Origin of the sequence: Enterococcus sp. 4G2_DIV0659, from assembly GCF_002140715.2 — a bacterium.
Taxonomy (GTDB): domain Bacteria; phylum Bacillota; class Bacilli; order Lactobacillales; family Enterococcaceae; genus Enterococcus_L; species Enterococcus_L mansonii.
The window spans coordinates 2,676,875-2,701,800 of sequence record NZ_NGLE02000001.1 but is presented as its reverse complement, the minus strand read 5'-3'; the positions used below and the strand labels follow the sequence as shown (position 1 = coordinate 2,701,800).

The following is a 24,926-nucleotide window of genomic DNA, read 5'->3' as shown; positions in this document are numbered from 1 at the left end:
GATCCAAAACAAATCCTTCGTAAATAAGCTTCTATCCCAAACTCACTTTATATCAGTCTTTACTTTATTCTTCTGTTTTCTCACGTTTTGCAGCTCGTTCCGCTCGTCTTGCCGCTCTTCGTGCTTCCGCTTTTGGATCAACTACTCGCTCTTTTTTCACACGAGCCGGCTTTTCAACAGTCTGCTCAGTTGTCGCTTTTTCTAATTTTGCCCGAATTTTCTCTTCTTGCCCTGCCATGCGAGCATAGTTATAAAAACGATTTTTTGCATCTGTTATTGTTTTTTCAAAAAGTTTTCCAGCAAATTCAGGTTGTGTTGATTCTAATGAAGAAAAACGGACTTGTTTACGCATAAAGTTTTTCATTTCATCAAAGTCTGGTTTTTTATAATCCAAAGTCATTGGATTTTTTCCTACTTCTCTTAATTCAGGATTGTAACGATATAACGACCAATAGCCAGAGTTAACAGCTTCTTTGGCTTCTTCTAACGTCTTGCTCATTCCACCAGCTAAACCATGCGTAATACATGGTGTATAGGCGATAATAATAGAAGGTCCAGGGAAACGTTCCGCTTCTTCAAACGCTTTGATCGTTTGCATTTGATTGGCACCTGAAGCAATCTGAGCAACATAAACATTGCCGTAAGTCATCGCCATCATACCTAAATCTTTTTTAGAAACATATTTACCACTTGCTGAAAACTTAGCAATGGCCGAAGCAGGCGTTGCTTTAGATGTTTGTCCTCCCGTATTAGAATAAACTTCATTATCTAAAACCAGCATATTAACATCTGCACCACTAGCAAGTACGTGGTCAATTCCGCCATAACCGATATCATAGGCCCAACCGTCTCCGCCAATCATCCACTGACTATTTTTTACAAACAAATCATTGTCTGCGTAGATTGTTTCCAATAATGGTTGATCCTCTTTTTCATCGATCAAAGCCGCTTTCAGTTTGGCAGCACGTTGCTGTGTCCCTTCTCCTGAATGCATATGTTCGATCCAATCTTCCATCAATAATTTCAACTCAGGTGAAGCGATCGACATTGCTTCTGTCATTTTCATCGCTAAGTGTTCTCGACGAGTTTGACTGGCTAACAACATTCCATACCCATATTCTGCATTGTCTTCTAAAAGTGAATTAGACCAAGCAGGACCTTGTCCTTGCTCATTTGTTGTATAAGGTGAAACTGGCGCTGCACCACCCCAAATGGAAGAACAACCCGTAGCGTTGGCAATCATCATGCGATCACCAAACATTTGTGTCAATAATTTCACATAAGGTGTTTCGCCACAACCTGAGCAAGCGCCTGAAAACTCTAACAATGGTTTATTAAATTGCGAACCTAAAACAGTATTTGGTTTCGCTGGATTTTCTTTTTGTTTCAAGGTCATCGAAAAAGCCCAGTTCATCGCTTGTTCTTTTTGCTCTTCGTAAGGTTTCATCACTAAAGCTTTGCCTTTAGCTGGACAAGCGTCTACACAAAGCCCACAACCTGTACAATCCTCAACAGAAACTTGAATACGATATTTCAGCCCATCTGCCCCACGCATTTCTCTTACAATATAACCTTCTGGCGCTTCTTCCATTTCTTCATCATCTGCTAAGAAAGGACGAATTGCTGCGTGAGGACAAACGAAGGCACATTCATTACACATGGTACAACGATCACTGATCCATTCTGGCACTTCAACAGCAATCCCACGTTTTTCCACAGCGGTTGTCCCAAGAGGCATCCGTCCATCTGTCATATCGTTTTTAATAAACGCACCAACTGGAAGCTCATTACCTTCTTGACGATTGATTGGCTCTACGATTTCGTGAACATAATCGGTTACATTGGCTTTACGAACTTTAGGTTTTACTTCTACTGTTTTCCATGATTCTGGAACATCTACCTTGTGTAGCAATTCTACTGTTCGTTCGATTGCCTGAATATTTTTTTCAACAACGGCCATTGATTTTCTAGCATAGCTTTTATGTGCTTCTTCTTTTAGAATCGGCAATACTCCATCAAACGGCATAATATCTGCAAGTTTGAAAAAGGCTGTTTCCATCGCTGTATTGATCCGACCGCCTAAACCGACTTCACTAGCCAATTTCACTGCATTGATTGTATAAAAATTGATTTCATTTTCAGCTAAATATTTTTTTAGTTTGTTTGGTAAAAAGCGTTCTAACTGCTCATCGTTCCAAACGGTATTTAGTAAAAATGTTCCGCCTTTTTTCAATCCTTTTACCAAATCATAGGTATGTAGATAAGCAGCCGTATGACAGGCAACAAAGTCCGCATGTTCAATCAAATAAGTCGAACGAATCGGTGTATCACCAAAACGTAGATGAGAAACAGTTAGTCCGCCAGATTTTTTAGAATCATAGTAGAAGAATCCTTGCGCATATTTATCCGTATGGTCTCCGATGATTTTGATCGCAGATTTATTAGCACCAACCGTACCATCTGAACCAAAGCCCCAGAATTTTGCCTGATAGGTTTTCGGATTTGTCAGATCAAGAGCCTCGCCACAATCAAGAGAGGTATACGTCACATCGTCAACGATTCCAATCGTAAAACGGGACTTAGCTACTTTCTTCTCTTTTTTAAGTTCATTATAAATAGCAACGATTTGATTTGGTAAAACATCCTTTGAGCCTAACCCATAGCGTCCACCGATAATCATTGGACGAAGTTCTGATTCATACATCGCACTTTGGACATCTAATAATAAAGGCTCACCGCCAGCTCCCGGCTCTTTTGTCCGATCCATCACAGCGATTGCTTTAACTGTTTTTGGCATCTTTTCTAAAAAGTTTTCAACAGGAAACGGACGATATAAATGAATGTTCAAGAAGCCGACTTTGCGTCCTTGTTTTGTTAAATAATCAATCGTCTGCTCAATTGCTTGAGCTGCTGATCCCATTGAAACAATCACTTCTTCGGCATCCTCAGCACCATAATAAGTAACTAGATCATAATTAGTTCCTCTTAGCTCATTGATTTCATTCATGTATTTTTTTACGATTGCTGGAATGTTATCGTAATAAGAATTGATTGTTTCACGTTGTTGGAAATGAATATCTGGATTTTGATTAGTTCCGCTAACAGAAGGATGATTTGGATTCATACTTCTCGCACGAAATTCCGCCACTTTTTCTTGATCTAATAAAGGTGCTAATTCATCATAATCCAATACTTCTATTTTTTGAATTTCATGACTGGTACGGAAGCCATCAAAAAAATTAATAAACGGCACACTTGATTCAATCGATGCTAAATGTGCCACAGGTGATAAATCCATCACTTCCTGCACGCTACTTTCACACAACATCGCAAAACCAGTTTGACGAGCAGCCATGACATCTCCATGATCGCCGAAAATATTTAAGGCATTCGTTGTTACAGCTCGACTAGCAACATGGAAAACAGACGGCAGCAATTCACCGGCAATTTTATACATGTTTGGAATCATCAGTAGTAATCCTTGTGAAGCTGTATATGTAGTGGTCAATGCTCCTGTTTTCAGTGAGCCATGAACCACTCCTGCAGCCCCAGCTTCTGATTGCATTTCAACGATTTTTACAGGTTGACCAAATATATTTTGTTTTCCTTCTGCAGACCATTGATCCACTAGTTCTGCCATTGTTGAACTAGGGGTAATTGGATAAATAGCTGCTAATTCTGTAAAAGCATAAGATATGTACGCTGCTGCTGTATTTCCATCCATTGTCTTCATTTTTCGCATTATGATCGTCATCATCCTTCTATTATATAAGTAGAATAGTTGCACGCATATTCTTCTCTATTATAACGGAAACAAACGAATTTTGAAACAGTTTGTGAAAAGTATTCACAAACTCATCAAACTTTTATCCTCATTTTTAGCCTTGTCTTAAAAAAAACGAATCGTTTTTGTGAAAAAGCTCCTAACTTTGCTTGTTTTTACTTAGCTTTTGAGTAACGGGACTCTTTTTGAACTTCATCCCCTTTTCCGACATTCTTCTAATCAACTGATATAACCAATTATCATTAGGAGAAAGCCAATCTCTTTTGATCTCATTTCGCTCTTTTGTATCAAAGTATCTTGGTGGAATACCATCTAATTTATCATGTGTACGGGCGAAGTCATCACGTGGTCGTCTTCCGTAATTAAATGTTTCACCATTTGCAATAGCCATTTTTCTATAGTCCATTTTTTGAGCTTCTTCTTTCCATTGGCTTAAGAGTTGACCCTGCTCATCAATAATAAATTCACTATGATAATCCCCTGAAAGAATTTTTCGATAAAATCCTCTTTTTCTGATTTTCTTTAGCAAACCCACATTTTTTAATGTTCTGCTTTCTCGACGAATATCGTTCTCCAGAAAATCTCTCCCTAGTTGTGCTCTATTATGATATTGAGGATCTGCATAGAACCAATTTCCACTAAGAATTGCTTTGATTGCTTGCTCATCAGTTTTTAAATCATGCTTTTTTCGATAACGCTCTACGTAGTGAATCGTGTGTCTATCTAGTTGATTTCTAAATTGATGAACCTTCGCTTCCATTGGGTATTTTTTTTTGATTGCCGTTTTTGATAGTTGTTTATCTTTTTTAGTAATAGTTAGTCCCTCTGGATAGGCTCGCTGAACCATTTTAGCGTATATGTCTAAAAATGATGCACCTGGCGGCATATCAGGGAAAAAGTGATAACTAGCCGTGCCAGATATTTGTAGATCACCATTTTTATCCTGATAACCACCTAAATGTTGAATTACTAAACTAACTTTTTGTTGATCAGAAAGGCTACTCGTTTCAAGCATTTTAGTGTATATATCAGAACCCACAAAATAAATCAATTCGTGGAAACAACATAGATTTTCAATTGGGTGCTCTGTCAGTATATTTAGACTGCTCAAATAAGTTGAAATAGCGGCATCGTCCCAACCGTCTTGTATAAGATTTTGTATTTGCGCCAATATAATTTCCATATATTCCGTAAATCTAGTTTCTGACATACTTTTTGGTTTCTTAATTTTTTCAAGAATACTTAAATATACGTTCGATTCTTGCATAACGCTTCTCCTTAAAGATTATTTAATCTTTACTATACATTTTTTTCATCTTTTTTACACGTATAAATATACTCAAAAAAAATAGCACGAATTGGTTATTTATGAACAAATCTCGTAACTATTTCTGATTTTTTCTAAAACGATCGAAGGCTTTGATTCTTTATTTTTATGTGCTTCTCTATGCTTTTGCAAATGCTCTGGACGTTTTAGCCAATTCTGAAAGTCTTTTTTACTCTCCCATTTTGAAACAAGCATAAATTCACATACGTCTTTTCTTTCTGAGAACCAACATTCACTAGACAAACAGTTTTTAAACGACTGCATTGACGCTACATCTTTGCTCGTTTTTGCTTCAAATAGTTCCTTACCCTCTTTTTTGACAATAAAAGTAACAGTTTGAACAATCATGATTTTTCCTCCTCAGATACAAATGATAATGATTATCAATTTCAATTATAGCATAAATCTACTACCAACCACTAGTTTACTTAAAAAAAGAAGTAAGAGACAAAACCAACATTCTGATTCGTCTCTCACTATAGTTATTAATATAATTCTAAATATTGTTCTCTTTCCCATTCAGAAACGGTTTGACGGAACGCAGCCCATTCCATGCGTTTCGCTTCTACAAAGTTTGCATAGATATGATCACCTAATGCCGCAATCATAACGTCATCCTTGCGTAGTTCTTTAATTGCATTATGGATTGTTGAAGGTAAATCATGGATCTGTGCTTCTTTTCGTTCTTCTTCGTTCATTACATAGATATTGCGGTCAACAGCATCTGGCGGTGTAATTTCGTTTCTGATACCATCTAAACCTGCTTGTAACAATACAGCCATGGTTAAATATGGATTAGCTGAAGGATCAACTGAACGTAATTCTAAGCGAGTTGATAACCCACGTGATTCAGGCACACGTACTAGCGGCGAACGATTGCGTCCACTCCACGCAACATAAACTGGTGCTTCATAACCTGGAACTAGACGCTTGTATGAATTGACTGTTGGATTGCAAACTGCCGTATAAGCACGCGCATGTTTTAATAGCCCTCCAAGGAAGTGATAGGCTGTTTCACTTAACTGCATTGGCCCTTTTTCATCATAGAAGACATTCTCATTCTCTTTAAATAAAGACATGTTACAATGCATTCCTGAACCACTGATTCCGTACAATGGTTTTGGCATGAATGTCGCATGTAAACCATGTTTACGAGCAATTGTTTTCACAACTAATTTAAATGTTTGGATGTTGTCACACGCTTCGATAACGTCTGCATATTTAAAATCAATTTCATGTTGTCCAGGTGCTACTTCATGATGAGAAGCCTCTACCTCAAAGCCAAGGCTTTCCAATTCAAGTACAATATCTCTACGACAATTTTCCCCAAGATCTGTTGGCGCGAAATCAAAATAACCGCCTCGATCGTTCAAATCTGTTGTGATTTTTCCATCTTCATCTAACTTAAATAAGAAAAATTCTGGCTCAGGACCCAAATTAAATGAAGTGAAGCCCATTTCTCTCATATCCGCAAGCGCGCGCTTTAAGTTTCCACGAGGATCTCCCGCAAAGGGCGTACCATCTGGATTATAAATGTCACAAATCAAACGAGCAACTTTCCCATGATCACTTTCCCAAGGAAAAATCATCCAAGTGGATACATCAGGATAAAGATACATATCGCTTTCTTCAATTCGTACAAAACCTTCAATAGAAGACCCATCAAACATCATTTTGTTACTTAATACTTTGTCTAATTGGCTCACTGGAACTTCCACATTTTTAATCGTTCCCATAATATCTGTAAACATTAATCGTAAAAATCGAACATTTTCTTCTTCGGCTATTCGTTTGATATCTTCTACTGTGTTTTGTTTTTTCGTCATTGTTTTCCTTCACGTCCTTCATTTTTTGTGTAAGCTGCAATTATTACAATTTTGGTCCTCTGGATTGGAATGGATTTTGTTGAGTCAGTCCACCTTGAGAAATAAGTTCATCATACAGAATCTTCCGAACGTCCTCATCCGTCAGTGGTTTGCTTGGCTCTTGTGCCTGCATCTGTTCTTCTAACTTCATTTCATAAACACGTTTAATCCCTGCCATGTTCAGACCATCGGATAAATAATCTTTGATTTCCAGTAATACATCAATATCATTTAACGAATACATTCGTCGATTTCCTTCGCTTCTTTCAGGATGTATCAAGTCTTGTTCTTCATAATAACGGATTTGACGTGCTGATAAATCAGTCAGCTTCATAACTGTACCAATTGGAAAAACTGACATCGATCTTCTCAGTTCTTTCTCTCTCATATCCACCCCCCTCTCTTATTTAAAAGCGTAGCAGGCTACTCAGTTCTGACAGAAAAATAGGTTTGTAGTGGTTTTTGCCACAGGTTTATTTTATCTTTTTTCTAAAGACCTCGCCTGCATAGCTAGATAGATTAGGTATAGAATATCAATACTTTTTTCTATTGTCAACGATTTATGTAAGGTTTTCTGACATACGATAAAATAATTTGCTGAAACCGGAATATTACAATCAAATTTAGATGATTTTAAGGAATAGGTACAGACATTGTGATTTAAACAACGATGCTATTCGCGTCCAAAATAAAAACGCTCAATATAGAGCGTTTCAACTATTATTTATAAGGTTTAGAAAACTGACAGAGTTGTTTCCCAGTTACTCTTTTAGGTAGATAATGATTTAAAAACGTTTCATAACTTTTCAACACTGTCTTCTCTTCACTTTCTACAGTTATTTTTTGACTAGTTCTAGCCTAAATGCCTATTTTATAAATACTTATTTAAATTTTCTACCAGAAGATGAACCGTCGTTGATGGTTTTTGTTCACTTGGTTGTAGGTGACTTGGATAACTTCCCAGCAGTTTTTTTGCTCTAGAAATAGCCGTATGTTGGCTTGCCAGTAACTTTTCATAAATCGTTTCATCATTTTTACAATATTTTGGTCGGTCTTTAGCTCGTTTAGTTGGTAAAAATGATGTGAGCTTTTCACAATACTGCTTTCTGGTAATTCCAACGTCTGGTTGCATATCATTAAAATGTAATAAGTACCATAATTCAAACGCTTCATTTGTATACGCCGCGAAACATCCTTTTTTCTCACACAATCTTATTGCCTGATCAAACTGGTCTTTTTTTCCATCTTCATCAAATACACACCAGATTTCATCATATTCACTACCATTTTCTATTGCGTACTCAACTAATGAAACAGTATTATACCCTATTCCTTTGACTGTTTTATTTGTTATCGGAAATTTTAAAAAATAATTAGGCTCTGTTTGTTGACCTTCACAAACGATAAATATGGACGGTTTTGATTCTATCGTTTCAACTTTCCTAGAGAATCTACTCATAGTTATCCCCCCACCATTTATCTTTTATATATTCGAAACTATAATCAATAAAAGGGATTGCGCCATATTTTCCTTGCATATAATTTTTAGCAAAGCGCTCGTCATTACGAACTCTCGAATTATTAAATTTATACTCCACTAAAGATTTAAATTCGGAAGCCATTTGTTGATTCTTTTCCGCAAACCAAATTTGATCACGTCTAAAAATTTCGTTAGATAGATTGGTTACATCATGTGTCGTAAAAAACAGCTGTCCCTTAAGGTTACTTGAGCTGTTAAACATGTTAATAATATATCTAGACATAATTGGATGAAATTGAGCCCCTAGTTCATCTATAAATAATGTTTTCCCATTTTTTATAGCATTAACAATGTGGCCTGACAAACCTAAAAATTGCTGTGTTCCATCTGATTCAAACTGAGAAACACCATTTACCTGAATTTCACCAGATATTTCACCTTTTTCATCAAATATAAAATGATTCGTTGCTAATTTATATTTATCTTCTCTTTTTAGTACAAGTTTTTTTATCTCTTCTGGTAACTCTTCAAGAGCATCTGAGTCAATTTTATTTTCTACAACTGATAGTTCTTCAATACCTAAATCAGCTATTTTCACCATTTCTGTAATCTCTTTGGCTAACTCATCTGAATCCCTAAATAATTCAATCGTCTTCTTTTCACGTAATGAACGTAAACCAGAAAATACTACTATATTATTTTGAATCCAGTCATATATTTTAAATCCTAGATCATCATTTGTGCTAGCAAGTAATGATAAAAATAATGAATTGGGATTAATTAATTCTTTTCTAATCTGCCAATGTTCAACAAATTCTTTTTTAAAATCAAATGTATCTCTATCTCTAGAAAAATATTCTTCTTCGTTAATTTCCAAATGCTCTTTTAAAACTTCATTATCATTTACAGAAAAACCATAAGTCACTAATTGATTCTCAGTCAGGAAAAATGACATTTCTAATTTAGTAGGACAATCTCTGCTTTTTTCATCAAGCATAAATGGAATCCGATCGATTTTATCCCCTTTTTGAGAGTTTTTAAATGACATCACTACAAATTTTTGAAAAAAGTTAACTGCTTTGATTAAGTTAGACTTCCCACTTGCATTAGCACCATACATAGTAGCTGATTTTAATACCCCTAATTCAAATGTCTCATTTTTCTTTATATTATGTGGAAATTCTTTGATAGCAGTAGAAACAAAGCTAAACACTTGCTCTTCTTTTATCGATTTGAAGTTTGTCACTTTAAATTCAATAATCATAAAAAGTCTCCTCTCTTGAGATTTTTTCTCAAGACAAGTATATCATAAAAATAAAAGGAAGGTTGAGATTTTTTCTCAATCATCCTTTTATTGAATAATGCTTCATTTTCTTTGTACATTTTTTTAAACTATCTAACCCACTTAGAATTTTTCGGAGCAAAGCCTTTTACATGATATGCATTTTTACTGTCTTCAAAACTTTCTGATAAAAGTAACGTATGCCGTGTTAACTCACTTAAATTCTGTCCTTGATCAGAAGAAATATCAAATTCGTAAGGAACTAATAACTCCATCATTTTGGCTCTAACAGCTTTTGTGAGCTCTTCTTTTCCTCTTGCACTTTTAGCAGAAATCAACGTATTTGGAAATAATGTAGGAATAAATTCATCTTTATCCACTTGATCACTTTTATTGTAAACTGTTAAAACAGGAATCTGTTCCAAATCAAGGTCATTCAATAATTCAACCACTGTTTGTTCGTGTTGTAAACGATCTTCAGCGCTAGCATCTACCACATGTAGCAATAAATCCATATTTCGACTTTCTTCTAATGTTGATTGGAAGGCTTCTATTAGTTGCGTCGGAAGATCTTGAATAAAACCTACCGTATCAGTCAATGTAACGATCATACCTTGTGGAAGTTGCCATTTTTTAGTCAAAGGATCTAGCGTGGCAAATAATTGATCCTCCGAGTATGTTCCTGCAGTTGTTAACATATTCAAGATAGTTGATTTGCCAGCATTTGTATAACCAATTAACCCAATTTGAAAAAGATCTGACGAACGACGTTTTTGTCTACTTCTTTCACGATGAGCCGTTACTTCTTTTAATTCACGTTTGATTGCAGTAATTTTATCACGAATATGACGACGATCGGATTCTAGTTTTGTTTCACCAGGACCTCTTGTACCGATCCCCCCACCTAAACGAGATAATTGTTTTCCTTGCCCAACTAATCGAGGAAGCAAGTAATTCAACTGAGCTAGCTCAACTTGTAATTTTCCTTCTTTTGATCGCGCCCGCATCGCGAAAATATCTAAAATCAATTGTACTCGATCAATCACTTTGACACCCAGTGCATCTACAATTAACTGGTTTTGCCTGGGACTTAATTCGTGATTAAAAATTACTGTATCTGCTTCATATGCATCTACTAATTGAACCAATTCTTCTACTTTTCCCTTACCAATGACCGTTTGTCGGTCAAGTTTTGGACGTTTTTGTGTCAAAGAAAAAACGACTTCACCTTGCGCTGTTTTTGTTAAATTTGCCAGTTCTTTCATTGACCCATCAAAACGCAGATAATTGTCTTCTGTTTCTACACCAACTAAGATAACTTTTTCTACTGTTTTATCCATTATTTATCCTTCCGAAGTGTCCAACCAGGTGTCTATTTTTTTTTCTAATTCGAAAATAGTTTCAGGAAATTGTACGAAGTCCCACCAACTGGCATTCATGCGATTTCTAAACCATGTTAACTGTCTTTTCGCATATCTTCTTGAATTTTGTTTTACTTGTTCTGTTGCTTCTTCTAGAGTTATCTTTTCTTCAAAATAAGGGAAGAATTCTTTGTAGCCGATTCCTTGTATTGCTTGTTCAGATTGATTTTTATAAAGAAGATCAGCTTCTTTTAAAAGACCGTTTGCTAACATACTCTCTACACGAGCATTGATTCTCTCATAAAGCAATGAACGATCAGTCTCCAATCCGATTAAAAAATAATCATATAGTCGCTTAGGTTTTTCTTTTGGAGATAAGATACTATAGCCTGTTTTGTCAAATACTTCCAAGGCTCTTACTACTTTTTTGCGATTATTAAAATGGATACTTTCAGCTGCTTTAGGGTCTTTTTTCTGTAATATTTCCCATAGTAATTGATTTCCATGCTCCACTGCATATTGTTCATATTTTTCCCGAATATCAGTTGATTCATCTTGTGCACCTAACTCAAATTCATACAAAAGCGCTTGAATATAAAGGCCTGTTCCGCCAACAACAATAGGTAACTTGCCTCTATTAATGATATCTTCGATAATTTCTCGACCTTCTTTTTGAAAATCAGCTACCGAGTATGTTTCAGATAACTCACGACAATCAATTAAATGATGAGGAATATCTTCTTTTTCTTCTTTTGTCACTTTAGCAGTTCCAATGTCTAATCGTTTATAGACTTGCATTGAGTCCCCGCTAATTATTTCTCCATTTAATTTTTTTGCCAACTCAATACTTAATGCTGTTTTACCAACTGCTGTTGGTCCGACAATTACTAATACTTTTTTCACTTTATTCACCCTTTAATTGTATCACTTTGCGCACTGCTACTGCTATTTCAGGAAAATCTGTGTGAATTCCGGCTAATTGATAAGCAAAGCAGAGCTTCATTTGTTCAATATCGTTCACAGTCCATGGACGAACAGCTTTTGGAAAATTCAATAGCTTGTCCTTATGAGTCATGACCCAATCAATACTGGGATGGACTCCTTCGATAAATTCTGACTGTAACGCACGTTGTTCCTCTTTTTCTGAAAGTTCAAAAACGGAAGCAATGGGTCTGTCCTTATCTATCGCTGCTATCTTTTCTAAACTTCTAAAATAAAAACTTGAATACATATAATCAAACATCCAGTTACGTGAACACATCCGCTGAACAATTTGCTTTTCAATATCTTGATAATGGATTTTATCCGTTTTAATCTCAATATTCAGCAATCCTTGAAATCTATTCTCTTCTAATAATTTCAATACTTCTTCTAATGTAGGAATCTCTTGAGGTATTGGATTTTTTTCAAACCAGCTACCTGCGTCTAATTGTTTCAATTCAGCTAGAGTTAATTTCCCTACTTCGCCATAGCTGTTTGTTGTACGATCAATGGTTTCATCATGAATGACGATTAGTTGGTTATCCTTTGATAAATGAACGTCTAATTCGATACCATCTGCTCCAACACGAATAGCTTCTTTAAAGGCTGCTAATGTATTTTCAGGATGTGTTCCTTTACTTCCGCGATGGGCAATTATTTTTGTCATTGTTTTCACCTCGAACAAGGTTATTGTATCATTGCTAAATTTTTATATAAAAAGATAACTATCTGATAGAAAATACCAACAGGGACTTGAACATTATGATATGCTCCCTAAATTTATATGTGAAAAATACAATTTTTTTGAGTTATCATAAGTAAGATGAAATTCAAATTAGTAAAAAATCACCTTGAAGGTTCTTACAGACAGATGCATATTATTAAAAAAATACAGACTTCCGTTAAATACTTTAATTTACAATCGGAAACGCAAGTATCAATTATTTGGAACAGATGAGCTCAACACACACTATTTATCAAAAAAATATATTAGATAATCTTAGCTAGATGTATTATCACTTCATAAAAATGACAAGCTCCTCTTTCGGTGAAACAGTAAGACAGTTCACTCTCCCATGTCTAATCAAAAAAGGAAAACTAAAAAAAGATGAACGAACCAACAAAAAACAGTAAAAAATAAGCAAACTAGCTCGTAAAAATGAACATTTACGAATCTAAGTTGAGTGTTTAAAAAAGCTACGGACTTTCTAAAAGAGTATTACGGGGAAGTTAAAGGACGAGCTCAAACCAGAATAACCATAGATCTTATTTCAAAGTATTATTTAGAACTTACATTATAAGCGAAGAAAAAATGACTAGTATGAGTCCAGTTTAATACCGAATCCATTCCAGCCAAATGTATAGCTAATCTACGTACAACTTTTAGGGCGCAAATCAACAAATAACCCGATTCCGATTATTTATTTAGTTCATACTCAACATATTTTTTCAAACCATCCTCAATACCAAATTTGGCTCGATACCCAAGCTTTTTAATTTTCGATATGTCAGCTAAAGAGTGTTTCACATCGCCAGGTCGTTCTTCTTTATATTCAATAGTTAAACTTTTACCAACCAGTGAATCTAAGGTATCAATCAAGTCATTCAAACTAACCGATTTACCTGTTCCAACATTATATACTTCTCCAAGCGAATACTCCGAAATAGCTACTAAGTTTAAAGCTTGTACAACATCTTCTATAAAAACAAAATCTCGTGATTGCTTACCATCACCAAAAATTGTAAACACAGCATCTTGCTTTTTCAATATTTTTTTATACTGGCTCATAATAATCGAAATAACGCCAGAGTATGGTGAATTAGGATTTTGATTAGGTCCATAAACGTTAAAAAATCTCACTGCGCTAGTAGGAATTCCATATAATTGACAATAATCTACTACATATTTCTCTGCCGCAAATTTATCAATTGCATAGGGCGTCAATGGGCGAATAACTGATTCTTCTCGCTTTGGTAAAGTAGGTTCATCTCCATAGACCGCAGCGGAAGAAGAAAATACCAATCTCTTCAGCTTTTTTTGGTGTACTTTTATTAATTCTAATAATTGTAAAACACTGTAAAAATTGATCTGATGTGTTACTATAGGACGTTCAACCGAATCTGCTACACTTGCAATTGCAGCAAGATGAAAAATGTAATCAAACTGATACTTCTCCAAGCAATTCATCATCAACTCTGTATCTGTAACACTTCCTTTTATAAAAGTAATATTAGTTTCATCTGCCAAATTAGATTTATCACCCATCGACAAATCATCTACTATAACCACTTTACACTCTTTATTATAAAAACTTGCTAGTGTTGAGCCAATAAATCCTGCTCCACCAGTAATTAAAATAGTATCCATTTAAACTTACCTCCCCCATTCTCAACTAGTTCTATGTTTATCGTGATTAATGATAATTGACCAAATAAAATAATAAAAAATCGAAGATTAATTTAATCAATTAAATGCCCTACTGTCTAGCCAACCAATCAACTGATTATCAAGTTTAAATTGATACACTAAAACACCATTTGATATTTTTCCTTTTTGAATTACTTCCACTTTTTGACCAGCATATTTTGACCCCAAACCTAATTTTTCGTTTTTTAACGATGTATTATTAGGTTGCGTATATAGACCATGTTTGTTTGATTCTGAAACTGATTTGATACTAGTTGTAATCTTTTCCTTCTCAATAACAACTTTATCCAGTTCTGGTCTCACTGCCCGTGCATCCATCCAAGCAATAGTCCCATTGAATGAAAATTTCAAATATGTCGACCGGTTAGTACGAGCGGAGGCTAAAATTGTTACTTTTTGGTTAGCGAATTTATTCGCCATTCCCAGAAGTTTTATTTCTGGTCTTGTATTATTTATATCATCATATACTCCATGTATTTTTGACTGGTTTTCTGGCAATACTCGAGCCATATAAGTATATTGATTTTGTTCTAATATCTTATCATATTCTTTAAATGCTCGGCTATCCAACCATCCAACAACTTGACCATTCCTGCTAAATTGATACGCCATAACACCTGTTGATATTTTAGCACTATTTACTACTTCAACCGTTCGATTAGCATAAGATGAGCCAGTTCCTAGTTTCAAAGTTTGCTCACTAGTATTATTAGGGTTTGTATATAAACCATGTTTACTTGATTCACTCACTGGTTTAATACTCGTTGTAAATTGTTCTTTTTTAAAAGTAACTGAATCCAACTCAGATTTAAATGCTCGCCTATCCATCCAAGCAATCGTTCCATTTACAGAAAATTTCAAATATGTTGAGCGAGTAGTCCGAGCTGAAGACAAAATTGTTACTCTTTGATTTGCAAATCGATTTCCCATTGCTAAATGTTTAATCCCTGGTCCAGTATTATTGATACCATCGTAAACCCCATGTATTTTAGATTGATCTTCTGGTAAAATACGAGCCATATAAGTATATTGATTTTGTTCTAATATTTTATCATATTCTTTAAATGCTCGACTGTCCATCCATCCAATAATTTGTCCATTTAGAGTAAATTGATACGCAGTAACACCAGTCGATATTTTAGCAATGTTTATTATCCTAACTGATTGATTAGCATACAACAAACCAGTTCCTAATTTTAAATTCTTCTCACTCGTATTATTAGGTTCTGTATATAAACCATGTTTGCTAGCCTCACTCACGGATTTAATATCTGCCATAAAATCAGTAGGCTCTATAATCGATGTATCCAATTCCGATTTAAAAGCACGGCTATCCATCCAAGCAGTCATGCCATTCACATAAAATTTTAAGTAAGTTGAGCGATTAGTACGAGCAGAAGCTAAAATCGTTACTTTTTGACCTGAAAATCGCTCTCCAGTACCTAACATTTTAATTCCTGGTCTTGTATTATTTACATCGTCATAAATTCCATGTACTTTTGCTTCATTAGATTGTACAACCCTTGCTGAATAGGTATACGCATTTTGTTCCAAAATTGTATCATAAACTTTTCCTCCAGTGAACCTTCCTGCATAATCTGTGTTGATATCAAATACACCAACTCCGATTGAGATATTTGGAAAAACTAAAGCAGATGACCACTGCCATGCAGAATATCCTTCAGCTTTATATAAAAGATTATCTCCAACTGGATTATATGGATAATTAGCGACCCAAATATTTTGACGTCCTAAAATTGCTGGATTCAAAACTGGAGAAGCACCTGTAAACCAAGATCCCATTGAATAATGAATAACATTATTAAAACCTCTACTTTTAAGTTCTTGCTCAAAAGCCAGTGAGTTTTCTGTTGCTTGTCCATTATTCATTGCTGGTTCTTCAGCATCATTTACCATGATTGTATCTCTAGAAAGCCCCATTTCAGTTGCAGCATTAGCAAAATATCTGGCCTCAGCAACGGCTTCAGCTTTTGTTCTAAAATGACTATAATGATATACCGATACTTTAAGTCCTTGAGCCCTAGCATTTTTTATTTGCGTAAATCTTTCAGGATTTTTATAGTTTGTGTACTCTGTTAATTTCACAACTACTCCTGAAATACCAAAGCCCTTCATTATTCCATATTCTTGAGCTGAAATAGCACCATTCCATGAAGAAATATCAATGAAACTTTTTGGTGGACGTCCTACTTCTGTTGCAGAGATCACATCCTCTCGATAAGTTGAACGACGTGATCTCATTTGACCATTCCCTTTAGCATAGGTTCCCATTGGTTTATTTACTTCTTCCGTAATAATCTTTTCATCTGACGTATCTTCACTAGAATCCAAGCTACTTGTGGATACTGTACTATCTTCAGTTTCTACTGAAGTTGAGTTACTCTCAGAGCTTTGCTGTTCACTTGAACTCTCTTCTACTTTTTCTGATGAAAGAGTGCCTTCTGTCTCTTTAACAGATTGAGTGGTTGTTTCACTTGATATGGTTGTAAATCCAGATAAAAATAAACCTGAAAATGATAGCATTCCGATAATATATATTTTTTTCATAATTCTCTCCTATATTCTATGTAGCCTATTCCTCTTCAAAATAGAGATAAACACACCTTCTATCTTGAATCTCGAATAGTCATTTACTTAATAGCCGTTAATTTTTATATATTTTTCCGTTTTTTAAAGATAAAACTTCTAATTAATTCAATTGTTTCATTATGTGATTTCATAAAATAGATTCCTGTCATAGAACAATAAATTACAGCTCCAATAACAATTTTCACCACGATTCTAATCATAACTGAATTAATAGAAAAAGGTATAAACATTAATACACTTAACATTACTATACCAGAAAACGTAAAGTAAACTAGAGGTTCAATAAATTTTTTAAATTTAATGTCTTTCCGAGCAGCGAGAATTTGGTAGACAGCTAAAACAACTTCAGATGAAACTGTTCCTATCGCTGCACCTAAAACACCAAAAGGTTTTATCAAAATTAAATTGACAATAATACTTGCAACAGCTCCTAATAAAACAGAAATAACGAATGGTCGATCTTTAGCCTGAGGGATCAAAAATTGTGTTCTAATCACATTTCCTAAAGCATAAAATGGTATGTAGATAGCCAATATATTTAAAACGTTAATACTTGCGGAAAAGTCGTTTCCGTAAAATAACGGAATAAAATCCTTTGAGATACTAATCAGCCCGAATGTAAAAACAATCGCTAAAAAGCTTGCAAATATGATTGAAACATTTAAATATTTTCCAGCTTCTTTCTTTGTTTCTGGATTCGCATAAGCTGCTGACATTTTAGGTAACATAACTGTTCCTAATGCTGCTATAACTCCTTTAGGCATGGCTAAAATCTTGCTACCAGCATCATAAAACCCCACATTTGACATATTTGTCATCTGTCCTAATAATACTGTTGTAAAACTTGTAAAAATACTTGCAGAAACAATCGGAATAAATAAGACTAACGAAGGTTTTATATGTGGCAGTATTTTTTTAATTGAAACTGCTCGAAATTCCACAAACTTTCTTAATTGAATCCACGTGATTAAAAAACCTACAATCGACCCAACATTCATAATAATGGTATATATCCACACATCATTAATTGATTTTACAAAAAGAAATACACAAGCAACCGTAAATATTTTCACTAACGTATTTCTTAATATTACAATATTAAATTGCTCTATTCCATAGAAAAACCAATTAATATCCAATGCAAAACTAATGATTAGAAATACTTGTAAATAAGCTACAGTTTGATTTTCAGTTACAAAAGCCGTAACAAAAATCAAATACGCAATAATACAAATAATACCATTAAAAAATTGAACACCGAAAATTTCCCAAAAAATTTCACTTCTATCTTTGATATCTTTTCCGACCTTAGCAATCGAACGATTCCCATAGTGATCGGCTCCAAGTTTTACTACTAAAGCAAAATAAATAGCAATAGCATACGTATAGTTAAAGATCCCCATTTGCTCAGCACCTAATACTCGAGCAATATAGGGCATCGTTAACAGTGGAAAAACGATAGTGAATATTTGATAAGTTGCATTAGAAAAAAAATTTTTAATAAGGCTACGCACTGACTTTAAGTCCTTTCTACTCTGAATAAGGTGTGATAAAAGGAATTTTCACTTTCATCATCCAGCCCCTTATAAGTTAATTTATGAATTGGACTAAGTTCTTTTAATTGTTCATAAAATTGATTGTTATAGGTGTTGTTTAGTTCAAACTGTAAAAAATGCGGATCGGTATTGCCTTTTTTAGGTACAGCCAACCATTGTTCTGGATACTTTTGAGTAGCAATTGTAAAAAACAAATGGAAGAGGTAGTAATTAATTAAAACATTGTGCTCTTTCCAATAGTCCCTCAGCATACTTCTTGTCGTTGTTAAGATTTCGTTATTGCTATCACTTGCAGAGATAAACCAGCTAGAGGCAACAATCGGAACCACTTCATTTTGTAAGTAAGTTGTGCGATACACAAATAATTTCGAATCAGTAATCCATTCAGGTAGATGATTGGTACATAAAATCGTTGCATCCATCCAAGTACCACCGTAAGTAATCAAGACTTCCAAACGAATTATATCTGAAAAATGAGCATCAGAAATGATTCCTTTTTCCCGTTTTTCCATTATATAATCTGGAAGCGTCAAATAGGTGTTTATATTCTCAAAAGTTAAGATTACGATTTCTTTTTCTTTATTATGATCTCTAATCGACTGAATACACTTTTGGACGATTAATGGTGCGTTGTCTTCACCTTGCAACCAACAAATCCAAATAGAATTCGATTTGTTTGGCATTGGCTGAGAAATAGCTTCTTTATAGACTCTATTTTCATAGTGCTTTTTAAGATAGTTGTAACTGTTGATGATGCGCTTATCCTCTTTGACTTTTTTCCCATTGCGTCTAACAAAAGGGTTATATACAATGCTACCCAATTGAATTAGTTCGAAAATGCTAGCATTTTTTTTCAGCTTCTTTAATTTGGAAATAAAGCTCATAGTTAGACTCCTTCTCTCTATAATTCGCTCATTCTATGCTTTTTCTGATTTTGCTTGTCCGACTAAACGACCCAAAAATAGCCAGAATAAAAATGAATTCGCAGTATTTACAAATATAAGTTCATTTAAAAACATACTTGATGATGCAACAACAACAAGACACAAAACATAATAACCAAAATAATCTGAAAAAGCATTTCTTTTAAACACAGTTTTGATTATTGAGATTAGACTTTTAATATAAAAAGCAAATAGTGGAATCGTACCTAAGATCCCTGTACTAACAATCGTATTCAGGTAAGCATTATGCATCGTTCTATTCGTAGCAATATAAGTATCAGGAAGCACGTCTTTTGCATAAGCAATCATATTTCTCGGAGATGTTCCAAATAACCAACTTGTTTTAAATAACTCCATGCCACTTTTCCAGATGGCAAATCTTAGATTAGAAATATCTCCGCCCCCCTTACCACTATCAGGACGTTCGAAAATTTTATCTGATTTAGCGTTAGAGGGACCCACACTATTTTCTACTCCGTGTTCTTTTAGCGACATTATAAAATCAAATAATGGCATATAAATGACTTTTAGAGCGTCTATTGCAAAATATACGGCAAAAGAACTAACTACCGCTAATACCATAGCCAACAAAAAGGTTAAAAATATATTTTTAGCTTTTGATAATTGTTTCTGAAAAACAACATAAAAAATTCCTAGAAAAACAATACACATCAAAACTAACAAGCCACTTCTAGAACCAGACATTGAAATATATGAAAGTTGGAAGAAGACATTAAACCCTAAAAATACTTTTATCCATTTTTTTGTTGATTCCAATAGAAATTGATACATTGAAAGAACAATGGTCATAATAGAAACCATTGAAGCATAATTAGGATCAACAAAAATTCCAAATAAACGACCGTCAATAAATCCTAAACGTAAATGTTTTGTTCCTCCAAAGACCATTTCCGAAAGCTGAAAATTAATTAAAAACATAAAAATTGATGCTATGACCAATATAAACCAAAAGATAATCAACCCCCAATGAATGATACTGAAAAATGATTTGTCTTCGAAAAATTCTTTGCCCACATTGTATACAATAAAAAAAATAATTCCTTGCCATAAAACAGACTGTAAATTATCGAAATAACCATATTTTATATTAATTATACTTGAAATTGCAGCAACTATTATAAACAAAACTAACAACGGTTCGTAGGTTAAGCGCTTCTTCTCTTGGTATGCTTGCCACAAATCACAACAAATAAAAAAAATCCCTAGTAAACCGACTATAGTAAAAATAGCCGTATTCACTATTTTTGGTAAAATTGTAAATGGCCCTGCTGATCTAATCAAAACCGTTACAAAGAAAAAAACGATATATATTTTTTATACTTTAAAATCAAATCCCATTTTTTCGTGTCCATAAACTCTCTCCTAACAATTTTTTCACTTTTTTAACAATAGTCTGTATAGACCGTTATACACATACGATTGAACTAACAATAAACTTAATGCTGCTTTTTTATAAATAGATGTCTGCTTATTAAACAGAAATTTTCCATAATTAGAACGTATTTCTTTTCTTGCCTTAGATAAAAATTCTTTTTTTTCTTTTGTACAATCTGCTCTCATCGTTAATTTAAAGCCCGTACTTAAGTAACCATCAATTAGCTTATCAACAGCTAGCCCAGTTAATTCAGGAAATTCTTTTGAAATCTTTGATAACAGAATTTTTCTTTGTTCAACATTATCATACTGTTGAGCATTAAATTTCTGATACACTATACTATCTTCATTTTGATAATAAAAGATTCCACAAGTGCCCATAAATTTCACTTTTTTCGCTTGTTTCATCACTTCGTATGTTGGGATAACATCTTCATAAAGATGACCTTCCGGATATTGAACATTCTTAAACAACTCTTTTTTATAAAGTTTGTTCCATGCATAAAATTCAGCACCTTTATCCAAAAATAACTTCGTAATTGTTTCAGCAGAATCTATACTAGTCCCTTCTTCGGGCTCTATTTTTTTTGATACTGTCTCGGTTCCTTTTTCCAAACCAAAAACGACTATATCAACAGATTCCCTCTCAAAAAAAAGTAATCCATCTTGGAGAATAGTTGGGAACAAATAATCATCACTATCTAAAAAAGCTAAAATTTTTCCATTTGCTTTTTTGATTCCATAATTTCTTGCAGAAGATAATCCACCATTTTTTTGTGAAACACTTTGATAAAAGAATATTTTTTTCCATATGCATCTGCAATAGATCCACTGGTATCAGTTGAACCATCATCTACTAATATAATTTCATAATGAAGTAACCCCACCTGATTTAAAATGCTATCTACAGCCCGTTCTAATGTTTTTTCAACATTATAAATGGGAATAATTACAGAAAGAGTACACACTTCTTTCTCTATTTGTTTCAAAAAAACCACTCCTATTGGATTACTCCATCTTCGTTATAAAATAGCTCTTCATATTTTCTCACACAGATTATTGATATGCAACAATCCGTTGAAAAATTAATACAATTGTAAAATACACTATAATTCCATTTCTCAGAAAAAGACAGACGTACTATATTCAAACAATAAATCGATGGTCAACAAAAAGTTATACTATACCTTTTGCCGTCCTTCTTTTTATTTTTCAAATACTGTTACCCCTGCCTTAGCCAAATTACTTATTCAAACTTTACTGAACGACTAGAACACTATTACCAAGTGTATTTTATTGAATTCCTAAATCTTTTTTTATTTGCGTTGTTGAGATTTCTGGAGTTCTAGATAAATAAATCACTTCAGCCTTTGTTTTTTCAGCAACAAAGTCAAATTCTCCAGCCCAGTCATCCCCAATCACAAAAGTATCAATATCATATTTGTTGATATCTGTAATTTTTTGTTTCCAATTTTCTTCTGGAATCACTAAATCTACATATCTTATAGCTTCTAATAAATGTTTTCTTTTCTCATAAGAAAAATAACATTTTTTTTGCTTTTCATTCCAATTAAATTCATCCGTTGATAATGCTACAATCAAGTAATCACCTTGTTCTTTTGCACGTCTTAAAAGATTGATATGACCATAATGTAACAAATCAAATGTTCCATATGTTATCACTCTTTTCATATACAACGCCTGCCCTTCCCTTTATTTCTAAATTACTTACAAATATCTCGTAAAATAATCAAGATGCGATAAGTTCCACTTTTTTTAACTATCTATTAGTAATCCAGTATATTTTCTTCCTAATATATTGCTTCTTCAATTCAAACAGAAGTAATTTACTCTTATTCCACCATGACATTTATAAGCTTATCACCTAGTTCTTGGCTTGCTTTTCCAGTTTCAATTACGTTGTGTTCAACTTTAAATTTTTCTATATTTAAAAGATAAGTGGTTTCATCAAAATGAACGATTTTAGTTATCAGCTCTTGTTCAGTAAAAGCGATTGGGAAGGGGAGCTCGGTTAATTCAATCAACAATCCTCGATCTTGCTTGTATTCTTCATAGTCATAAGCATAGATAAAACATTTTTTGTTAGAAATCATCATTTCCCCCATAACAGAAGAGTAATCTGTAATCAAAGTATCTACTGCACAGAGCAACTCCTGCATATCATCATAGTCTGACCCATCAATTAGTTGATTTCCATCTTTTGTATTAAAAATTCTTTGCTTATTTTCGCTATCATTGGGATGCAAACGAACAATTAATTCATAGTCTGCTGAAAACTTTTTACTCATCTCCATTTTTAATTTCAACAAGAAATTGTTATCAATTTTTAATTCGTATCCTTGTCTAAAAGTAGGAGCATAGAGCAAGATTTTTTTTTCAAGATCAATAGCAAAGTGATTATAAACTTTATGAATAATACTTTCGGGTGTATTTACAATAATATCATTGCGCGGAACACCTTGTCTAAAGGTTTCTCCTTCAAACCAAAATGTTTTATGGACATCTTTTATCATATCAGAACTTTCGAAAACTAATAAATCACACATCTTAGAATCTTTAATTGCTCGTTCTTTGTATAATGGCGGCAAACTTTCTTCTGCATCTCTTTCGATTTTTTTTAAGGTAAAGCCTGCATGCCAAGTTTGTAGATAAAATTGTTTTTTTCTCTTTCTAGGGTAAAAACTTTTTCGACAATTATCAATCCAGATTTTAGCTGTGTTCATTTCCATCAGCGCTCTTACCGTTTTATGTTTCACAGGTCGTATCCCTTTTGGAAAACTAGTCGCTGGGTATTTCACTGACTTATCTTCGTATAGCCAGACAATATCAATCTCTTTATCTTGATCTAATAAATAATCACAGATATATTTTGCACTGTCTCCATATCCTTTGCCATTAAAATTAGATACCACAATCTTTTTTTTATTAATCGGAGCAAAAAATAAAACTGGATACATGATGTAAAATAAGCCAACTGTTACAACTCTTTTTAGAATTTTTTGCACAAATACTAGATATTTTTTTATCATTTTCAAATATGATCTCCATTTGCTAGGTAATTAAAATTAATTTCGCAATTTTTTTTCATAAAATTTACCTCTAATTTTATTTGGCATCAAACAAATCATAATATGAATACCTGAAACAACTAAAAGATCTGTGATTGTACCTAGACCTTCTTTATAAATAACTTTTCTTGCTTTTAATCCAGGAATCAAATAAGCTAGCCCACCTCTTCTTGCATACATATCTAAACCCGTTCGAGCAAAAACTAACTTCTCTTGGATATTTTTTGCTTGATAACCATTTTTTAGCAATCGAACCCACAAATAATAATCTTCAAATCCTTGTAAAGGCTGATAATTACCTACCTGTATAACTGCATCCTTTCTAAACATAACTGTCATATGATTAAATGGGTTTCTTCTTTTAGAAAACACTCGGATTTCTCCATTTTTTTCTGGTACAATTCTATTTCCTAAAATATGATTCGTATCTCCAGAAAACTCAGCAATATTAGATCCTACAATAGTTAGCTCTGGATTTTCTCTAAACTCTTTAAACTGAGATTCTAATCTATTTGGGGACATAATATCATCTGTATCCATACGAGCAATCAATTGATATTTACATAAATTTACGCCCTCAGCAAGTGCTCTTCCCAGTCCGACATTTTCTTTTAGAGATTTCGTTACAAACTGATCTCCAAGTAATTGTTTATAATTTTGAATTGCTTCAATCAAGTCTGCGGTCAAAGGACCATCTTCAATTAAAAGAATCTCTTTAGGCTGAACAGTTTGATTCATTATACTATCCATTGTTTCAATAAAATAACTGACTTTTTCTTTTTTGTATATAGACATTAAGACACTTACGTCTATCATTTTCATAC

At 33.7% G+C, this 24,926-nt stretch carries 18 protein-coding genes and 1 pseudogene; all 19 read right to left on the bottom strand.

Annotated elements, in window-relative coordinates; genetic code table 11:
* Positions 1 to 64: 64 nt before the first annotated feature.
* Positions 65 to 3,742: a pyruvate:ferredoxin (flavodoxin) oxidoreductase gene (gene nifJ / locus A5880_RS12655; RefSeq protein ID WP_086329386.1), complete on the bottom strand. Its 3,678-nt coding sequence runs from the start codon at positions 3,740 to 3,742 to the stop codon at positions 65 to 67.
* 181 nt (positions 3,743 to 3,923) lie between these two features.
* Positions 3,924 to 5,051 (bottom strand): DUF3114 domain-containing protein, encoded by a 1,128-nt coding sequence (locus tag A5880_RS12650; protein WP_256924778.1) that lies wholly within the window; start codon positions 5,049 to 5,051, stop codon positions 3,924 to 3,926.
* Positions 5,052 to 5,150: 99 nt separating this feature from the next.
* Positions 5,151 to 5,459 carry an antibiotic biosynthesis monooxygenase family protein gene (locus tag A5880_RS12645; RefSeq protein WP_086329385.1) on the bottom strand — a complete coding sequence of 103 codons (309 nt, stop codon included), beginning with the start codon at positions 5,457 to 5,459 and terminating at the stop codon, positions 5,151 to 5,153.
* 137 nt (positions 5,460 to 5,596) lie between these two features.
* The gene (glnA, locus tag A5880_RS12640; RefSeq protein WP_086329384.1) at positions 5,597 to 6,937 is read right to left on the bottom strand and encodes a type I glutamate--ammonia ligase; all 1,341 of its coding nucleotides are present in this window, start codon (positions 6,935 to 6,937) and stop codon (positions 5,597 to 5,599) included.
* Between the two features lie 43 nt (positions 6,938 to 6,980).
* Positions 6,981 to 7,364: a MerR family transcriptional regulator gene (locus tag A5880_RS12635; RefSeq protein WP_086329383.1), complete on the bottom strand. Its 384-nt coding sequence runs from the start codon at positions 7,362 to 7,364 to the stop codon at positions 6,981 to 6,983.
* 483 nt (positions 7,365 to 7,847) lie between these two features.
* Positions 7,848 to 8,435 carry an RloB family protein gene (locus A5880_RS12630; protein WP_086329382.1) on the bottom strand — a complete coding sequence of 196 codons (588 nt, stop codon included), beginning with the start codon at positions 8,433 to 8,435 and terminating at the stop codon, positions 7,848 to 7,850.
* Entirely contained in the window at positions 8,428 to 9,720 is a 1,293-nt protein-coding gene (locus A5880_RS12625) for an AAA family ATPase (RefSeq protein ID WP_086329381.1), read from the bottom strand. Before A5880_RS12625 ends, A5880_RS12630 begins: the two co-directional genes overlap by 8 nt.
* Positions 9,721 to 9,848: 128 nt before the next feature.
* Entirely contained in the window at positions 9,849 to 11,078 is a 1,230-nt protein-coding gene (gene hflX / locus A5880_RS12620; protein WP_086329380.1) for a GTPase HflX, read from the bottom strand.
* A gap of 3 nt (positions 11,079 to 11,081) precedes the next feature.
* A complete protein-coding gene (gene miaA, locus A5880_RS12615; RefSeq protein ID WP_086329379.1) occupies positions 11,082 to 12,002 on the bottom strand; it encodes a tRNA (adenosine(37)-N6)-dimethylallyltransferase MiaA in 921 nt (306 codons plus the stop codon).
* Between the two features lies 1 nt (position 12,003).
* Positions 12,004 to 12,747, bottom strand: coding sequence for a glycerophosphodiester phosphodiesterase (locus A5880_RS12610; protein WP_086329378.1), 744 nt, complete (start codon positions 12,745 to 12,747; stop codon positions 12,004 to 12,006).
* A 750-nt stretch (positions 12,748 to 13,497) separates the two neighbouring features.
* Positions 13,498 to 14,448, bottom strand: coding sequence for a GDP-mannose 4,6-dehydratase (locus A5880_RS12605; protein WP_086329377.1), 951 nt, complete (start codon positions 14,446 to 14,448; stop codon positions 13,498 to 13,500).
* A gap of 96 nt (positions 14,449 to 14,544) precedes the next feature.
* The gene (locus A5880_RS12600) at positions 14,545 to 17,076 is read right to left on the bottom strand and encodes a GW dipeptide domain-containing protein (protein ID WP_086329376.1); all 2,532 of its coding nucleotides are present in this window, start codon (positions 17,074 to 17,076) and stop codon (positions 14,545 to 14,547) included.
* Between the two features lie 104 nt (positions 17,077 to 17,180).
* Complete coding sequence (locus A5880_RS12595) at positions 17,181 to 18,632, bottom strand: flippase (RefSeq protein WP_086329375.1); 1,452 nt, start codon at positions 18,630 to 18,632, stop codon at positions 17,181 to 17,183.
* A gap of 5 nt (positions 18,633 to 18,637) precedes the next feature.
* Positions 18,638 to 19,558: a capsular polysaccharide synthesis protein gene (locus A5880_RS12590; RefSeq protein ID WP_086329374.1), complete on the bottom strand. Its 921-nt coding sequence runs from the start codon at positions 19,556 to 19,558 to the stop codon at positions 18,638 to 18,640.
* A gap of 33 nt (positions 19,559 to 19,591) precedes the next feature.
* Positions 19,592 to 20,920 (bottom strand): O-antigen ligase family protein, encoded by a 1,329-nt coding sequence (locus A5880_RS12585; RefSeq protein ID WP_336577162.1) that lies wholly within the window; start codon positions 20,918 to 20,920, stop codon positions 19,592 to 19,594.
* Between the two features lie 93 nt (positions 20,921 to 21,013).
* Positions 21,014 to 21,981, bottom strand: a pseudogene (locus A5880_RS12580) (glycosyltransferase family 2 protein).
* Positions 21,982 to 22,306: 325 nt separating this feature from the next.
* Positions 22,307 to 22,705, bottom strand: coding sequence for a glycerol-3-phosphate cytidylyltransferase (gene tagD / locus A5880_RS12575; protein ID WP_086329372.1), 399 nt, complete (start codon positions 22,703 to 22,705; stop codon positions 22,307 to 22,309).
* Positions 22,706 to 22,866: 161 nt separating this feature from the next.
* Positions 22,867 to 24,063, bottom strand: a complete 1,197-nt coding sequence (locus A5880_RS12570; protein WP_086330299.1) for a CDP-glycerol glycerophosphotransferase family protein — start codon at positions 24,061 to 24,063, stop codon at positions 22,867 to 22,869.
* A gap of 36 nt (positions 24,064 to 24,099) precedes the next feature.
* Positions 24,100 to 24,924: a glycosyltransferase gene (locus A5880_RS12565; protein ID WP_086329371.1), complete on the bottom strand. Its 825-nt coding sequence runs from the start codon at positions 24,922 to 24,924 to the stop codon at positions 24,100 to 24,102.
* Between the last annotated feature and the right edge of the window lie 2 nt (positions 24,925 to 24,926).

Coding starts and splice junctions, on each gene's coding strand:
- nifJ (WP_086329386.1), bottom strand. CDS start 3,742: ATGCGAAAAATGAAGACAATGGATGGAAATACAGCAGCAGCGTACATA.
- A5880_RS12650 (WP_256924778.1), bottom strand. CDS start 5,051: ATGCAAGAATCGAACGTATATTTAAGTATTCTTGAAAAAATTAAGAAA.
- A5880_RS12645 (WP_086329385.1), bottom strand. CDS start 5,459: ATGATTGTTCAAACTGTTACTTTTATTGTCAAAAAAGAGGGTAAGGAA.
- glnA (WP_086329384.1), bottom strand. CDS start 6,937: ATGACGAAAAAACAAAACACAGTAGAAGATATCAAACGAATAGCCGAA.
- A5880_RS12635 (WP_086329383.1), bottom strand. CDS start 7,364: ATGAGAGAGAAAGAACTGAGAAGATCGATGTCAGTTTTTCCAATTGGT.
- A5880_RS12630 (WP_086329382.1), bottom strand. CDS start 8,435: ATGAGTAGATTCTCTAGGAAAGTTGAAACGATAGAATCAAAACCGTCC.
- A5880_RS12625 (WP_086329381.1), bottom strand. CDS start 9,720: ATGATTATTGAATTTAAAGTGACAAACTTCAAATCGATAAAAGAAGAG.
- hflX (WP_086329380.1), bottom strand. CDS start 11,078: ATGGATAAAACAGTAGAAAAAGTTATCTTAGTTGGTGTAGAAACAGAA.
- A5880_RS12610 (WP_086329378.1), bottom strand. CDS start 12,747: ATGACAAAAATAATTGCCCATCGCGGAAGTAAAGGAACACATCCTGAA.
- A5880_RS12605 (WP_086329377.1), bottom strand. CDS start 14,448: ATGGATACTATTTTAATTACTGGTGGAGCAGGATTTATTGGCTCAACA.
- A5880_RS12600 (WP_086329376.1), bottom strand. CDS start 17,076: ATGAAAAAAATATATATTATCGGAATGCTATCATTTTCAGGTTTATTT.
- A5880_RS12590 (WP_086329374.1), bottom strand. CDS start 19,558: ATGAGCTTTATTTCCAAATTAAAGAAGCTGAAAAAAAATGCTAGCATT.
- tagD (WP_086329372.1), bottom strand. CDS start 22,705: ATGAAAAGAGTGATAACATATGGAACATTTGATTTGTTACATTATGGT.
- A5880_RS12570 (WP_086330299.1), bottom strand. CDS start 24,063: ATGATAAAAAAATATCTAGTATTTGTGCAAAAAATTCTAAAAAGAGTT.
- A5880_RS12565 (WP_086329371.1), bottom strand. CDS start 24,924: ATGAAAATGATAGACGTAAGTGTCTTAATGTCTATATACAAAAAAGAA.